Source organism: Achromobacter sp. ACM04, from assembly GCF_014851465.1.
GTDB lineage: Bacteria > Pseudomonadota > Gammaproteobacteria > Burkholderiales > Burkholderiaceae_B > Achromobacter > Achromobacter aegrifaciens.
Window position 1 is genome coordinate 320,431 of sequence record NZ_JACUZS010000001.1, and the last position, 15,584, is coordinate 336,014.

Below are 15,584 nucleotides of genomic sequence, written 5' to 3' on the forward strand. Positions count from 1 at the left end.
GAATGCCTTGTTTACAACGGCGGCGATTCAGCGTTCCAGCAGCGCGTGCGCCTGGCGGGCGATGTCCAGGTCGATCGCGGCGTCTTCGCCGCCGCCCATGAACCAGGCGGCGGAGAGTCCGCACCAGGCCAGGATCCATTGCAGCAGCCTGCGGCGCTCCAGGCCCGACTGAGCAACGATGAGCTCCAGCCGCCGCTCGAAGCGCCCAGGCACGATGGCGACGGGCGGAACGGGATCCGCCAGGTCCGGGTTGCAGAAGATGTTGGCGTAGTCGAAGGCGCGCTCGCCATGCAGGCGCTTGGGGTCGATGACCAGCCAGCCGCGTTCGCCGAAGTCCAGGATGTTGTCGTGGTGTACGTCGCCGTGCAGCACCGTCAGGTCGCGCGGACTGTCGAGCAGGGCGCGGGCGTGGCGCGCGCTGTGCGCCAGGATGCCGCCTTGCGCCTGCGCCATGGGCCACAGTTCCTCGAACCATTCTTCCAGCGGACGCAGCGCGGGCAGCGGCTGGGCTCGTGGGGCATGCAGGTCCCGCAGCACGCTGCAGATGATGCGGGTGGCCTCGTCGTCGCGCCCGTTGCGGGCGTAGTCCGCCAGCGAGCGCGTGCCGGTGGCCCGCTCCAGCAGGATGGCTGCGTCGTCGTGAGCCAGCACGCGCGCCGCGCCCTGGCCGTCCCACCAGCGCATCAGCACGCCGCCTTGCTTTTCGTCTTCCTCGTGCGAGACCTTGAGCATGGCGGGCAGGCCGCGATGGCGCACGGGCAGCAACTGGGCGGCGTGCGTGATGACGGGAGCGCCGTCGGGAGTAAGTTGCCAGCGGGAAAGGTAGGTGTCGAACATGGGGCGCCGGAAGTGCCTGGATGGACCCCTATAGTAGAGCTGGGCGCGGCGCGGCCTGCGTCGCGCCTTGCCGCGGCAGCAGTGCCGTGATCGCCGCCGCCAAAGCGTTGCCCGCCGCACTGGCGACGATGGGCAGCAGATAGGAGCCGCTGAGGTCGTACGCATGGCCCGCCGCCACCGGACCGATCAGCGTTCCGAACGCCACGCTGGTGTAGAGCGCGCCGATGATGCCGCTGACGTGGCGGCCGCCGAAGTAATCCATGACCACCGCCGGCATCAGCGCCACCCAGCCGCCGTAGAACGCGCCGAACACCAGGGCGAACAAAGCCAGCGTCCAGAACTGGCCGCAAGCGCCCCATAGCGCCAGCGACGCCGCCATGCCGCCATACATCGTGGCGAGCGAGGCGCGCCGGCCCAGGCGGTCGGCCAGCGTGCCCAGCAGGAATCGGCCGGCCGTGCTGCCCACGCCGACCAAGCCCAGCAGCAGCACGGCCAGCCCCGGCGCGATCCCATGATCCAAGGCGTACGGGATGAGATGCACGAAAGGCACGAAGACGCCGAAGGCGCCGGCCATGGCTGCCAGGTACAGCAGCAGGAAGACCCTGCTGCGGATGGCGGTGAGCACCGGCACGCCGGCGGGCGGGGAGGCCGACGCTGCGCGGACGGTGGAGGCTGCGTCGCCGTCGGGTTGCAGTCCGCGGTCTTGCGGCGAATTTTCAACCCAGCGCGCCGCGGCGCAGCCCAGGACAGCCACCGCCGCGGCCAGCGCCAGATACGCGGCGCGCCAGCCCCACAGTTCGATCAGCGCCGACGCCAGCGGCGGCACCAGCAGCGTGCCCACGCCGATGCCGCTGACGGCCAGCCCCGAGGCCAGCCCGCGGCGGCGCAGGAACCAACGCTGTACCGCGCCCACCACCGGCACATAGGCGCAGCCCACGCCCAACCCGACGCCCAGGCCGTAGGCCAGGTAGATCTGCATCATGCTCTGCGCGGCGCTGGCAAGCGCCAGGCCCAGCGCCACCAGCAGCATGCCTATCCAGGCCATGCGACGCGAGCCGTAGCGGTCCGCCAGCGGACCGCTGACCACGCCGAAACCGAAGTAGAGAAAGCCCGCCAGCGAGAACACCAGCGACACCGCGCCGCGCGTGGCGGAGAAGTCGCGTTGCAAGGCGTCGACGAAGGCGCTGAAGGAATAGGCGCTGCCAAAGCCGAGCAAGGTGATGGCGAAGGCCGCGGCCACCACCCGCCAGCCGTGGAAGATCCGGCTGGCGCCGTGCCGCGCATGCATGTTCATCTTTGGCCTCACAGTGCCGGCCGGCGCAGATGCCAGCTTGTCGCCGCCTGGAAAGCGGCGCCCAAGCGGAACAGCACGGGCTCGCCCAGATGGGCCGCCACCAGTTGCAAGCCCATGGGCATGCCGGTTTCGCACTGCCCGGCGGGCAGCGTCAGGCAGGGATGCCCGGTCATGTCGAACACGCAGGTATAGCGTTGCAGCGCTTCGACCAGCCCGGGCTGTAGTCCCAGGACGCTGATGGCTTCGAGCGTGAGCGGCGCCATGGGCTGCACTGGCGTCAGCAGCGCATCGACGCGGCCGAACAAGGCGTCGACCTTGCCTCGCATGGCCATGCGACGCAACAGGATGCGCTGGTAGTCGAGGCCGGATAGCGAGCGTCCCGCTTCGATCACGCCGGCCAGCACCGGTCCGTACTCCGCCTTGCGGGATGGATAGGTGCTGGCGTGCGCCACCGCCGCTTCGACCGCGCAGAGCGGCGCCCAGTCGCGCACGGCCTGCGCCGCGTCTTCGATGGGGAACTGCAGCGGCACCAGGGTTGCGCCCAGCTGTTCGAAGGCCTGCATTGCCGATTCCATCATGCGTTGAGTCTGCGCATCGACGTTGCGGTGGTTCCAGTTCATATCCACGCCGATCCGCAGGCCGGCAGCGGGAACGGCGGCCTCCAAGGCGTAGCGCGGCACGGGCGCTTGCAACGCGGTCGGATCCTTCGCGTCGGGTCCGGCAATCGCTTCCAGCAGCGCCGCGGCGTCGGCCGCGCTGCGCGCGATGACGCCGGCGTGATCCAGCGAGGCCGCCAGTTCGAACATGCCGTGGCGGCTGACACGGCCCCAGGTCGGCTTGATGCCGGTCAGCCCCGCGGCCGCGCAAGGCCAGCGGATGGATCCGCCGGTGTCCGAGGCGGTCGCGCCGAAGCACAAGCCCGCGGCCGTCGCCGCCGCCGATCCGCTGGATGAGATGCCGATCCAGTAATCCGCGTGCCAGGGGTTGCGCGGCGGCGCGACGTCGGGGTGATGGTCGGAGTACGCGCCTTCGGTCATTTGCAGCTGCCCCAGCAGCACGGCGCCCGCGTCGCGCAGGCGGCTGGCTACCGTGGCGTCATGGTCGGCGGGCACGCCCCGGTGGATCGCGGCGCCGGCAGCCGTAGGCACGCCCTTGCGCCGGAACAGGTCCTTCAGCGCGAGGGGGACGCCATGCAGGGGGCCGCGGTAGCGCCCCTGGCGTATTTCGATTTCGGCGGCCTGGGCTTCCTGCAGCGCAGAGGCCGCGGTCACATGGGCGTAGCTGCGCAGGTCGCCGTCCAGCGCTTCGATGCGCCGCAGTTGCGCGCGCGTGATCTCCACGGGCGAGACCTCGCCCGACTGGATCAGGGCGGCAAGCGCCAGCAGATCGAGTTGGTACAGGTCGGCGGCCTTGATGTCTTCCGTATAGTTCATCTATTCTTTATCCATCTTCTATTCGTCACAGACCCGATCAAGTTAATGTCTGCTGGAACAGCGTACAAACCATGATTTCTATTCGGTTTGAATTAGAAAAACTAAATCATTGAACTCTTCGGAAATGACCGCTCCACGACTGCCTCCGCTCAACGCGTTGCGCGCCTTTGAAGCCGCGGCCCGCCATCTGTCGGTCAAGGACGCGGCGCAGGAGCTATGCGTGACGCCCGGCGCGGTCAGCCAGATGATCAAGTCGCTGGAGCAGCATCTGGGCGTGGCGCTGTTTCTGCGCGTGAACCGCGGCATTCAGTTGACGGATGCCGGCCACGGTTACCTGCCGCCGGTGCGCAATGCCTTCCGCCAGATCCTGGCCGCGTCCGCCCGTGTCGCCCAGCCGCCCGAGAGCCGCGTGCTCACCCTCAGCACCACCGCGTTCTTCGCGTCGGCCTGGCTGATCCCTCGATTGCATGACTTCCATGCCCGCCATCCGGAGATCGACCTGCAGCTCGTCACCAGCAACGCGCTGGCGGCCTTCGGCCGGGACGGCGCGGACATCGCGATCCGCCACGGACTGGGCCGCTATGCGGGATTGCAAAGCGAACACCTGCTGACCGTGGAAGTCGTGCCGGTGGCATCGGCCGGCTTGGTGGCGAAGCTGGGGATGCCGGCTGGCGCGCGGGAACTGCTGCGCTGGCCGCGCGTGCATGACGAAGCGCGCAACGGCTGGCAACTGTGGTTTGCGGCGCAGGGCGTGGAGGACGCGGGCATGCCGCGTGGGCCCGCGTTCGATGATGGCAGCCTGCTGCTGCAGGCCGTGGCCGCTGGCCAGGGCGCAGGACTGCTGCCCGTGGCGATGGTGCAGGATGACGTGGCTGCTGGACGCCTGGTCCGGCTGGCCGGCGACGCCTGGCTGGAGGAGTTTGGCTACTACCTCGTGTGGCCGGGCAGGGGCGCCATGCCGGAAAAGGCGCGGGTGTTTCGCGATTGGCTGCTGGAAAGCGGCCTGGGGGAGCCAGCCTGAAACGCTACGGCGCGGCCGATGATAGCGCCGCCGCCTTGCGCGCCAGTTCGGCCACGCCGAAGCTGGTCGCGAGCGAATGATTGTCCAATGCTTCCAGCGGCACCCAGCGGGCGTCGGCGGCATCGTCGCCCGCCACCGGCTCGCCGGATTGCCAGCGGCACAGCACCGCGATCAGGATGAAGTGGCGGCGTAGCGCGCCCGCGTCGTCGCGGTCGTAGACGTCCACCGCGTCGAACACGTGCAGCGGTTGCGCGCGCACGCCGGTTTCTTCCAGCAGTTCACGCGCGGCGGCGGCAAGCACGCCTTCGCCCGCGTCGATCTTGCCGCCGGGAAAGGCCCAGCGGCCCTGGTCAGGCGGGTTGGCGCGTTGCACCAGCAGCACGCGGCCGTCGCGCACGACTGCTGCGATGGTGGCGGCGATGGGACGCTGGGGCGGGGACGCGGTCATGCGAGGTTCCTTTTCGTGGCAGAGGCCTGGGTATGCCAGGGTACGCCAACCCGGCCTTAGCGCAAATCCCCGTAGTGCCGGACCGGTCGCTGGTGCACACTGTCAACCGCGCCAGCATGAGCGCATCGAAAAGGGGGCGGGAGGGCAGCATGGATACACCGGACCGGCAGTTGCGCTATTTCTTGCGCATCGCGGAACTCAAATCGCTATCGCGTGCTGCGGAGGACCTGGACCAGACCCAGTCCGGGCTGAGCCGGCAACTGGCGGCGCTGGAGGCCCACGTGGGCAAGCCGCTGTTCGTGCGCACAGGCCGCGGCGTGGAATTGACCGAAGCCGGCGCGCGGCTGCTCGACGGCATCCAGCCCGCCTATCGGAACATCGACCGGGTACTGGAGGCCGTGCGCCAGCGCGAAGGCGTGACGCAGGGAACGGTCCGGCTCGCCACCGTGCACACGCTCAGCTACTACTTCATGGCCGAGGTGGTGGCCAGTTTCGTCAGCAGCCATGAACACGTGAACCTGTCGGTGATGGGCCGCAGTTCGCCCGAGGTGGTGGCGCTGGTGGAAAGCGGCAAGGCGGACGTGGGCTTCGTCTACGACGCGGCGGTCGCCTCGGACAACCTGGCGTCGGCCACGCTGTTTGACGACGACATGTGCCTGATCGTGCGCGGCGAGGTGCAACTGCCGGACGACGTCGACCTGGCCGGCATGGACCTGCGGCTGGTGGGCTTTCCGCCGCATTACGCGCTGCGCAAGATGATCCACAGCGCGGGGCTGGAGCCGGAGTTCGTGGCCGAGGCCGAAACCATAGACGCCATGCTCAAGCTGGTGTCCTCGGGCGTGGGCGCCTGCATCCTGCCGTCCCGCATCCCCGACAAGCTGCTGACCGAGTACGGCCTGCGCAAGGTCCGGGTCCATAGCCCCATCTTGCGGCGGCGCGTGGTCGCCATCACGCTGGCCAACCGCCAGCCCCTGCCGCTGGTGAGCGAGCTGCTGGCCGTCGCCCACCGCATCGCGGCGCAATAGCCGGCCTGGCGGGTCGAATAGCAGCTATGACCGTGGCTGCATGGCTGTATTGCGCATGGCTTTCCATACTGTGCATACCTCGCGCGGCGTCCGGTGGCGCCGATGGCGCGGGCATTACACAGGGGAAGACATGAGCACCGCATTACGAGAGAAATCCTATTTCGACACCCGCGCCACGCAGGAAATGGCGCACCATCTGCGCGCCGTGCCGCGCAGCATCCAGGAAACCATGGCCTATGCCTGTCGCATCCTGGCCATGACCGAGCAGGAAGCCGGGCTCGCCGGCCAGATCAGCGTGCGTTCGCAGCGCCCGGGGGCCTACTGGACCCTGCGCTTCGGGCTGGGCTTTGACGAAGCCACGCCGGCCGACTTCATCGAAGTAGACCGCGACCTGCACACGCTGACGGGCGAGGGCATGGCCAACCCGGCCACCCGCTTTCACCTGTGGGTATACGAAGCGCGGCCCGACGTGCAATCCATCATCCACACGCATTCGCCGTGGGCCTCGGCGCTGGCCGCGGCGCGCCAGCCGCTGGTGATCTCGCAGATGGACATGACGCCCTTGCACGACGACTGCGCCTTCCTGGGGGAATGGCCAGGCGTGCCGATCGCTGACCAGGAAGGGGTGATCATCTCCGGCGCGCTGGGCAAGAAGCGCGCCATCATCCTGGCGCATCACGGCTACCTGACGGCCGGCGTGTCTTGCGAAGAGGCGACCTACCTGTCGGTCTACCTGGAACGCGCGGCGCGCATGCAGATCCGCGCGCAGGCCTTCGGCCCGCTGACGCCGGTGGACGACACGCTGGCGCGCGAAGCGCACGACTATCTGCTCAAGCCCTCGATCGTCAATGCGACGTTCAATTACTGGGCCCGGCAGACGCATGGCATTGCGCCCTTGCCGCTGCCCGCCGCCTGATACCGCGCAGCCCCATTCCTCCAGAACTTTTTTCGGGGAGTCATGATGATGACGACCAAGCCTGCGGCTGCGCGCTCGCGCCGCGATTACGTGACGGCCGGACTGGCCAGCATGATGGGCACCACCATCGAGTGGTACGACTTTTTCCTTTACGGCACCGCTGCCGCGCTGATTTTCAACAAGATCTTCTTTCCTTCCTTCGATCCGCTGACGGGCACGCTGGCGGCGTTCGCCACCTATTCCGTGGGCTTTTTCGCACGGCCGCTGGGCGGCGTGATCTTCGGCCACTACGGCGACAAGATCGGCCGCAAATCCATGCTGCTGATCACCCTGTTGCTGATGGGCGTGCCCACCATCCTGATCGGACTGATCCCTTCCTATGAACAGATCGGCTACTGGGCCGCGGTGCTGCTGGTGCTGATGCGCTTCCTGCAAGGCATCGCGGTCGGCGGCGAATGGGGCGGGGCAGTGCTGATGGCGGTGGAGCATGCGCCGGATGGCAAGAAGGGCTTTTTCGGCAGCCTGCCGCAAGCCGGCGTGGCGCCGGGCCTGATCCTGTCGTCGTTGGCGATGGGGGCGGTCGCGACCTTGCCCGAGGCCGACATGCTGGCCTGGGGCTGGCGCCTGCCTTTCCTGGCCAGCGTGGTTCTGCTGCTGGTGGGCTGGTTCATCCGGGTCAAGGTGGCCGAGTCGCCAGACTTCGAGCAGATGAAGGAGAAGGGCGCCAAGGTCGAAGTGCCGGTGGCGGAAGTCCTGAAGCACCATCGCCGCGCGCTGTTGGTGGTGGTGGGCGCAAGGCTGGCGGAAGTGACCTGGTTCTATACCGTGGTGACGTTCTCGCTGGCCTACGCCACGGGCACGCTGGGCATTGCGCGTTCCGTGATGCTGGACGCCACGATCTGGGGCGCGGCCGTGGCGCTGTTCACCATGCCGCTGTTCGGCATGCTGGGCGACAAGATCGGGCACAAGTGGGTGTTCATGGCCGGCACCCTGGGCATCCTGGCGTGCGCGCCGGTGTTCTTCCATCTGCTGGGCACGCGGGACACGGGCTGGATCATCCTGGCGGTTTGCCTGGCGGTCGGCCTGGTCTACGCTTGCCTCTATGGGCCGGAAGGCACCTTGTTCTCCAGCCAGTTCCCGGCCGAGGTGCGCTACACGGGCATATCGCTGGCGGTACAGGTGTCCGGCGCCATCGGCGGCGGCCTGGCGCCCATCGTGGCGACCTGGCTGCTGGCCAAGGGCGGGGGCGATCCCCAGTACGTGGTGTGGTACCTGAGCATCCTGGGTGTGATCGCCCTGTTCAGCGCCTGGCTGATGCGCAGCGAGGCGCCTGCGGTTGCGGCCTTGCGGGTGCCGGCCCGCGCCAACCTGAGGACGCCATGATTGTGGACGCCATGAAGACCATCGACTATTACTTCTGGATGAACTCCGACTGGGCCTACCTCGGCGCCGACAGGCTGGAGGCGCTGGCGGCGCGCCAGCAGGCGGTGATCCGCTACCTGCCGGTGGACCTGCCCGAGGTCTACGCCCGCACCGGCGGCATCCTGCTGGGCCTGCGCGCACCTGAGCGCCAGGCTTACCGCGTGACGGAGCTGGCGCGCTGGTGCCGCAAGCTGGACATCCGCGTCAATCCGCAACCGGCCTATATGTGCCCGGATGCCAGCCTGGCTTCGCGCATCGTCATCGCGGCGGACCATGCCGGCCTGCCGGTGGCGGCGCTGTACAAGGCGATCCTGAAAGCGGAGTGGTGCGACGAGCAGGACATCTCCGACGAGGCCACCCTGCGCGCCATCCTGGCACAGCAGGGGCTGGATGCTCCGGCGCTGCTGGCCGCGGCGGCCGAGCCCGGCATCGAGGCCGTCTACCGCCGCAACACCAACGACGCGGTCGCGGCTGGGGTGTTCGGATCGCCGTCGTATGTGTACCGGGGCGAGGTGTTCTGGGGGCAGGACCGGCTGGAGATGCTGGAGGAGGCGGTGGCGGCCTGAATGAAGCAGGGGCTGGCGGGCTGTCGCGCACTTTTGGCACGGCGGCCCGCCAGGGCGATTTCAGATGTGCTTGCCCTGCGGCAGTACGGTCAGAGCGAGCAGCGCGACGAGACTGGCGGCCATGACATACAGCGCCGGGGCAAAGGCCACGCCCGTCGTGTAAGTGATCCAGGTCAGGATGGCCGGAGCGAAGCCTCCCAGCACGGTTACGGCGGTGTTGTACGTCAGGGACATGCCCGAGGAACGCACCGCGGTGGGGAACACTTCGGACAGCGCGGCGGGCGCCACGCCGACGTACATCGCTACCATCAGGCAGAACAATGACTGCACCACGATCAGCGTCATCTGCGTGTGCGATGCCTGCAGCCACATCATCAGCGGGTAGACAGCAACCAGCAGCACTGCGGCGGCTGCGCGCAGCATGTTGCGGCGTCCGTAGCGGTCCGACAGGGTGCCCGAGAATACACAGCCACCGGTCAGGAATAGATTGCCTACCAGCGCAGCCAGGAAGGCTTCCGAACTCGTGAATCCCATCGATTTCTGTACGTAGATCGGCATGAAAATGATGAGGGCATAGGGGCCGACTGCCCAGAGCACCGACATGCAGAGGCCGGTCAGCAGTTCCTTGGGATAGTCACGGATGACAGCCAATAGCGGCGCCTTGACGCGGGCATTCTGGCGGGCCTGGCGTTCCTGTTCCTCGCGGAAGTGGGGCGTTTCGTCCAGCGCCGCGCGCATCCACAAGCCCACCGGTGCGATTGCCAAACCCAGGATGAAGGGTATGCGCCAGCCCCATTCGCCAACCTGTTCTTCGGTAAGCAGGGTGGTGACCAGGGTTGCCACCAGTGCGCCCAGCAAGTTGGAGATGCCCATGCTTGCCTGCAGCCAGGACGCGTACTGGCCGCGCTTGCCTGCGGGGGCGTGCTCCACCAGGAACGCAGTGGCGCCACCAACTTCGCCGCCGGCGGAAAAGCCTTGCAATACACGGCCGCAGACGATCAACAGCGGAGCGCCCACGCCGATGGCGGCATAGGGAGGCGCGGCGGCGATCAGCAGTGTGCCCAGGGCCATCAGCATGATGGTCAGCGTCAGGGTCGCCTTACGGCCGGCCCGGTCGCCATAAGAGCCAAGCACCAGCGCGCCCAGCGGGCGGACGACGAAGCCCAGGCCAAAGGCCAGGAACGACGTCATCAATTGCACGGTCGGGTTGGCGTTCTGAAAAAAGTTCTGTCCGATGTAGACCGCGAACAGGGCATAGACGGTGAAGTCATACCATTCGAGCGCATTGCCGGCCGAAGCGGCAATGACTGCCTTGCGGCCGCTGTGATGCCGCGCGGATTGGGTCGCGTTGCGGGTCGGCACGGCCTCGGCTCCCAGGTTCATCGAGATGTCCTTCATTGTTTCCCAGTTCAGATCGTGAGCGTTCGGGGGGCGTTGTGGCGAGTAGGTGGCCAGTTCCCCGGAACAGACGAGCGCATCATAGGAACCAATGCCGATAATGTCGTATTACCTTTTGTTCCTGGTCCATAACATCAGATTAATCGCTCGCCCACGCCATAGCGGGGCTGGGGGACGGTTCGGCTCGGGCTAAGGGATAACCCCAGGGGAGGTTAAGCGGGGCCAGATGAGCCTAATTGTGCCGTTCCAACTCGTGCAGCACGTTGATGAAAGCCAGCGCGGGGCGCGACAAGGGCTGCAACTGCAAGTAGAAGACGTTCACTGGCGCGTTGACGGTGCCCCGGATGGGCACCGCCACCACGTTTGACCACGTAGGGCCAGCCACCGTGATTTCGTCCACCAACGCCACGCCTGCGCCTGCCTGCACCAGGGCGCAGGCGACATGGGCCTGCTGCACTTCGATGAGCGGCTCGGGCCGTGAGTCCTCGTTGCCGAACAGCCGGTTGATCAGCATGCCAAAAGGGATGTCGGCGCTGTAACCGATCAAGGGTTCCTTGACCAGATCGCGCACCTCTACCTGGCCTTGAGCCGCCAGCGGATGCCCCTTCGGCAAGACCGCGACGATCTTGTTTTCGTAAAGAGGCTGCGAAGCCAGGCTGGGGTGTTCCACCGGCATGTAGGCCACACCCAATTCAATCTGCTGCGTCAACAGCGCCTGTTGCAGCGTTGCCGGTATCTGAGTCTGCAGCACGATGCGCATCTGGGGATACCGCTTGCGGAACAGCGCGATGGCGCGGGGCAGCAAGGACTGGCCCAGGCTGGGGCTGCAGGACAGGCGCAGTTGCCCCTCGCGGTTTTCGGCGAGATTGTCGGCGACCTCGTTCACGCGCTGCACGTTCTGGTACAGCGCCGTGACCTCCACGAACAGCCGGTGGGCCTCAGGGGTGGGGTACAGCCGGCCCTTGATGCGCTGGAACAGCATCAAGCCCAGGCGCTGCTCCGTATAGGCGATCAGCCGGCTGACCGCGGGCTGCGAAACAAACAGCAGCTTGGATGCGCCGCTGATGGAGCCGCTGAGCATGATGGCCCGGAAGACTTCGATCTGCCGCAGATTCAATTTCATATGCTTAACCTGATGTTAATTCTCACGCACATATAAGCATAAGACGTTTTGGATGACCGCTCCTACACTGCCTGCACTCAACACAGGATGGAAGCGGTCATGAGCGATTTCGATTTGGTGGTGCGCGGCAACATCGTCGACCCGGATGGCGTGGTGATGGACGGCTGGCTGGCGGTCAGGGACGGCAAGGTCGCGGCGCGCGGCGCTGGCGAGGCCCCCGCGGGCCGCGACAGCGTGGATGCGCGGGGCCAGTGGATCGTGCCCGGCGTGGTCGACGGCCAGGTGCATTCGGGCAGCCAGCTGAACCAGGAAGGACTGGGCTGGGCATCGCGCGCGGCTGCCGCCGGCGGGGTGACGGTCATGGTCGACATGCCCTACGACGATCCGGAACCCGTGGCTTCGCGTCCGCAGCTCGACGCCAAGATCGCCGAGGTGGAGCGCGATTGCCATGTGGACGTGGCGCTGTTCGGCACCCTGAACACCCAGCACGGCCTGGCGGCCGCGGCGGGGCTCATCGAAGGCGGCGTATGCGCCTTCAAGTTTTCGACCTTCGAAGCGACCCCGGGCCGATTTCCCCGCATCGAGGAAGACGATCTGTACGAAGCCTTCCGCCTGATCGCTCCATCCGGACTGGTTTGCGGCGTGCACAACCAGATGCAGGAACTGACCCGCAAGAACATCGCGCGGCTGGTCGAGGCCGACGACACCGGCTGGGACGCGTTCATGCGCGCGCATACGCCGCTGATCGAGAACCTGGCGACGGCGCTGATCTATGAGATCGGCGCCGAAACCGGCGCGCGCGCCCATGCGGTACACGTGTCGACTTCCCGCGGTTTCGAGATCTGCAACATGTACCGCCGCAACGGCCATCGCGCCAGCATCGAAACCTGCGTGCAGTATCTGATGCTGAACCACGAAGAGCACACCCGCCGCTTCGGCGCGAAGACCAAGCACTATCCGCCGATCCGTCCCAAGGCCGAGGTCGACCTGCTCTGGACCCATATCGCCAAGGACGAATGCACCTTCGTGTCGTCGGACCATGTCAGCTGGGGCCTGGAGCGCAAGCAGAATCCGAACGTATTCAAGAACTCGTCCGGCGGCCCGGGCCTGGAAACGCTGTTGCCCGCTTTCTGGACCGGCTGCGAAGAGCATGGCATCGCGCCGTCCATGGTGGTGCGCCAACTGAGCCGCAACCCCGCGCAGCACTTCCTGCTGGATGACCGCAAGGGCTCGTTGGAGGTGGGCAAGGACGCCGACATCGTCATCCTCAAGCCGGAACGCTATGCCTTCGATCCGTCTACCAGCCTGTCGGCGGTGCAATGGAGTTCGTTCGAAGGCCGCGAGTTCACCGTGCGCGTCGCGGGCACCTGGTGCCGCGGCCAGCAGGTCTACGATGGCAAGGGCATCGTCAATCAGAAGGGCGACGGCCGCTTCCTGCGTCCGCGCCAGGCCTGAGGGAAACGGCAATGTCTGTGCAGTTTCCTCCCCTGAACGCCGAGCGCCTCTGGGCCCGCGTCGAAACCCTTTCCCGCTTCACCCTGCCCGACGTCCCCTGGACGCGCCGCGCGTTCTCGCCGTTGTTCGACGAGGCCCGCGCCTGGCTGCGCAGCGAGTTCGAGGCCGCGGGCCTGGCGACCCGCCTGGATGCCGGCGGCAACCTGATAGGCACGCTGGCCGGGCGCGATCCCGCGCGCAAGCCCATCGCCACCGGCTCGCATTGCGACACCGTGATGGCCGGGGGCCGTTTCGACGGCATCATCGGCGTGCTGGCCGGCATCGAAGTGGCCCACACCCTGCGCGAGCAAGGCGTGCAGCTGGAACATCCCTTCGAGGTCATCGACTTCCTGTCCGAGGAGCCCAGCGACTATGGCATTTCCTGCGTCGGCAGCCGCGCGCTCTGTGGCCAGCTGACGCCCGACATGCTGGCGGCCCGCAATCCCGAAGGCGAGACGCTCGCCGCCGGCATCGCCCGCATCGGCGGCGACCCCTCGGCGCTGGGCGCGCCGCTGCGCGGCCCTGACGGCACCGCGGCGTTCGTCGAACTGCATATCGAACAAGGCCCGGTGCTGGAAAGCCGCGGCCTGCCTATCGGCGTGGTCACCAACATCGTCGGCATCCGCCGCGTGCTGATCACGGTGGAAGGCCAGCCGGATCATGCCGGCACCACGCCCATGGACATCCGCCGCGATGCCTTGGTGGGCGCGGCCCGTATCATCGATGCCGCCCACCGCCAGGCCAGCGCCGCCAGCGGCAATCCGCACTACGTGGTCGCCACCGTGGGCCGGTTGTCCATGACGCCGAACGCCGCCAACGCGGTGCCGGGCCGCGTCGAGCTGACGCTGGAAATGCGCAGCGACAGCGACGCGGTGCTGGACGCCTTCCCCGAAACGCTGATGGCCGGCGTGGCCACCGACCTGACCGCGTTGCGCCTGTCCGCAAGCTTCACCCAGCTGAGCCGCGCGCGGCCCACGGACTGCACGCCGCTGGTGATGGACGCGGTGCATGCCGCCGCCGACCAGCTCGGCTACGCCTCCATGCGCCTGCCCAGCGGCGCGGGCCACGACGCGGTCTACATGGCGCCCACCGGCCCCATCGGCATGATCTTCATCCCCTGCCTGAACGGCCGCAGCCACTGTCCGGAAGAGTGGATCGAACCCGCGCAGCTGCTGGATGGCACCCGCGTGCTGTACCAGTCGGTGCTGGAACTGGACCGCAAGCTGCGGGCATGACATGGCGGGCGCCCACCGGGCGCCCGCGTCACCGCTACTTCTTCACCAACGGGCAGGACGAGCGCGACAGCGGCATGAAGGCCTGGTCGCCGGGCAGGGTGGCCACCAGCTTGTAGTAGTCCCAGGGCCGCTTGGACTCGGACGGCTTCTTGACTTCGAACAGGTACATGTCATGCACCATGCGGCCGTCCTCGCGGATGCGGCCGTTGGTGGCGAAGAAGTCGTTGATGGGCATGGACTTCATCTGCTTCATCACCGCCGTGGGCTCGTCGGTGCCGGCTGCCTGCACCGCCTTCAGGTAGTGCATCACCGACGAGTAGGTGCCGGCCTGGCTCATGTTGGGCATTTTCTTGAGCTTGTCGTAGTAGCGCTGGGACCAGGCCCGGGTCTGGTCGTTCATGTCCCAGTAGAAGGCCTCGGTCAGCGTCAATCCGGCGGCGGCGTCCAGGCCGATGGCGTGGATGTCATTGATGTAGAGCAGCAGCCCGGCCATTTTCTGGCCGCCCTTGGTCAGCCCGAATTCGCTGGCGGCCTTGATGGCGTTGACCGTGTCGCCGCCGGCGTTGGCCAGGCCCACGATCTGCGCGCGGCTGGCCTGGGCCTGCAGCAGGTACGAGGCGAAGTCGCTGGAGCCCAGCGGGTGGCGCGATGCGCCCAGCACGGTGCCGCCGTTGGCCTTGACGACTTCGGTGGCGGACGCTTGCAAGGTGTGGCCGAAAGCGTAGTCGGCCGTCAGGAAATACCAGCTCTTGCCGCCTTGTTCGACCGTGGCGCGCGCCGTGGTGTTGGCCAGCGACCAGGTGTCGTAGGTGTAGTGCACGGAATAGGGCGAGCACAGGTCGTTGGTGATGCGCTCGGTGCCGGGTCCGCTGAACACCACGATCTTCTTTTTCTCGCGCGCCACTTCCAGCACGGCCAGCGCGGGGGCGGAGCCGGCCACGTCCATGATGGCGTCGACCTTCTGGGTGTCGTACCACTCGCGTGCCTTGGCGGCGGCGATGTCGGCCTTGTTCTGGTGGTCCACCACCATCAGGTCGATCTTCTTGCCCAGCACCTTGCCGCCGAAGTCGGCGATGGCCATTTCGGCGGCGGTCGCGCTGCCCTTGCCCGTGACGTCGGCGTACACGCCGCTCATGTCCAGGATCAGGCCCAGGCGGACCACGTCGTCGGAGATCGCCTGCGCCATGGCGCAGGGCGCGGCGGCAAAGGCGGATAACAGGGCTAGCGTGCTGCGCAACTTCAGGGAAATCCGGGGGGGTCTACGGCATTTCATGGTGGGTCTCCTTTATGCCGGATCTTGTTCGGATACTGCTGGCGCTTGGGGATCTGCTGCGGCGCTCTGTTCTGGCTTGACGCTGGCGGGTCGAGGTGG

The 15,584-nt window shown here is 67.2% G+C and carries 14 protein-coding genes; 7 read left to right on the forward strand and 7 right to left on the reverse strand.

Annotated features, from left to right (window positions below; translation table 11 throughout):
• Nucleotides 1-27: 27 nt before the first annotated feature.
• Genes IB259_RS01650 through IB259_RS01660 form a run of 3 tightly spaced genes read right to left on the reverse strand, consistent with a single transcriptional unit; the run spans nucleotide 28 to nucleotide 3,564 of the window.
• Complete coding sequence (locus tag IB259_RS01650; protein ID WP_175163624.1) at nucleotides 28-837, reverse strand: aminoglycoside phosphotransferase family protein; 810 nt, start codon at nucleotides 835-837, stop codon at nucleotides 28-30.
• A gap of 28 nt (nucleotides 838-865) precedes the next feature.
• Nucleotides 866-2,131 carry an MFS transporter gene (locus IB259_RS01655; RefSeq protein WP_192327221.1) on the reverse strand — a complete coding sequence of 422 codons (1,266 nt, stop codon included), beginning with the start codon at nucleotides 2,129-2,131 and terminating at the stop codon, nucleotides 866-868.
• Nucleotides 2,132-2,139: 8 nt separating this feature from the next.
• Nucleotides 2,140-3,564, reverse strand: a complete 1,425-nt coding sequence (locus IB259_RS01660; RefSeq protein ID WP_192327224.1) for an amidase — start codon at nucleotides 3,562-3,564, stop codon at nucleotides 2,140-2,142.
• Between the two features lie 124 nt (nucleotides 3,565-3,688).
• Here IB259_RS01660 and gcvA point away from each other — a divergent pair, with 124 nt between their 5' ends.
• Nucleotides 3,689-4,585 carry a transcriptional regulator GcvA gene (gcvA, locus tag IB259_RS01665; RefSeq protein WP_054459106.1) on the forward strand — a complete coding sequence of 299 codons (897 nt, stop codon included), beginning with the start codon at nucleotides 3,689-3,691 and terminating at the stop codon, nucleotides 4,583-4,585.
• Nucleotides 4,586-4,589: 4 nt separating this feature from the next.
• On the opposite strand, the gene IB259_RS01670 is transcribed toward gcvA, so the two are convergent.
• On the reverse strand, nucleotides 4,590-5,033 hold the full coding sequence (locus IB259_RS01670) for an NUDIX hydrolase (protein ID WP_175163618.1): 444 nt from the start codon (nucleotides 5,031-5,033) through the stop codon (nucleotides 4,590-4,592).
• 149 nt (nucleotides 5,034-5,182) lie between these two features.
• Between IB259_RS01670 and IB259_RS01675 the strand changes: the two genes are divergently transcribed.
• The 4 genes from IB259_RS01675 (at nucleotide 5,183) to IB259_RS01690 (ending at nucleotide 8,962) form a co-directional block, all read left to right on the forward strand.
• Nucleotides 5,183-6,058 (forward strand): LysR family transcriptional regulator, encoded by an 876-nt coding sequence (locus IB259_RS01675; protein WP_192327227.1) that lies wholly within the window; start codon nucleotides 5,183-5,185, stop codon nucleotides 6,056-6,058.
• A 130-nt stretch (nucleotides 6,059-6,188) separates the two neighbouring features.
• On the forward strand, nucleotides 6,189-6,974 hold the full coding sequence (locus IB259_RS01680; RefSeq protein ID WP_192327229.1) for an aldolase: 786 nt from the start codon (nucleotides 6,189-6,191) through the stop codon (nucleotides 6,972-6,974).
• 45 nt (nucleotides 6,975-7,019) lie between these two features.
• A complete protein-coding gene (locus tag IB259_RS01685) occupies nucleotides 7,020-8,357 on the forward strand; it encodes an MFS transporter (protein ID WP_082401350.1) in 1,338 nt (445 codons plus the stop codon).
• An 11-nt stretch (nucleotides 8,358-8,368) separates the two neighbouring features.
• Entirely contained in the window at nucleotides 8,369-8,962 is a 594-nt protein-coding gene (locus IB259_RS01690; RefSeq protein ID WP_119451794.1) for a 2-hydroxychromene-2-carboxylate isomerase, read from the forward strand.
• A gap of 60 nt (nucleotides 8,963-9,022) precedes the next feature.
• Here the strand turns inward: IB259_RS01690 and IB259_RS01695 are convergent, their stop codons facing one another.
• Nucleotides 9,023-10,345: an MFS transporter gene (locus IB259_RS01695; protein ID WP_225590486.1), complete on the reverse strand. Its 1,323-nt coding sequence runs from the start codon at nucleotides 10,343-10,345 to the stop codon at nucleotides 9,023-9,025.
• 247 nt (nucleotides 10,346-10,592) lie between these two features.
• The gene (locus tag IB259_RS01700; RefSeq protein WP_125473083.1) at nucleotides 10,593-11,483 is read right to left on the reverse strand and encodes a LysR family transcriptional regulator; all 891 of its coding nucleotides are present in this window, start codon (nucleotides 11,481-11,483) and stop codon (nucleotides 10,593-10,595) included.
• 99 nt (nucleotides 11,484-11,582) lie between these two features.
• Here IB259_RS01700 and IB259_RS01705 point away from each other — a divergent pair, with 99 nt between their 5' ends.
• Entirely contained in the window at nucleotides 11,583-12,938 is a 1,356-nt protein-coding gene (locus IB259_RS01705; protein ID WP_175163603.1) for a dihydroorotase family protein, read from the forward strand.
• A gap of 11 nt (nucleotides 12,939-12,949) precedes the next feature.
• Nucleotides 12,950-14,212: a Zn-dependent hydrolase gene (locus IB259_RS01710; protein WP_192327236.1), complete on the forward strand. Its 1,263-nt coding sequence runs from the start codon at nucleotides 12,950-12,952 to the stop codon at nucleotides 14,210-14,212.
• A gap of 34 nt (nucleotides 14,213-14,246) precedes the next feature.
• Here IB259_RS01710 and IB259_RS01715 read toward each other — a convergent pair whose 3' ends face one another.
• Complete coding sequence (locus IB259_RS01715; RefSeq protein WP_175182363.1) at nucleotides 14,247-15,485, reverse strand: ABC transporter substrate-binding protein; 1,239 nt, start codon at nucleotides 15,483-15,485, stop codon at nucleotides 14,247-14,249.
• Nucleotides 15,486-15,584 lie beyond the last annotated feature (99 nt).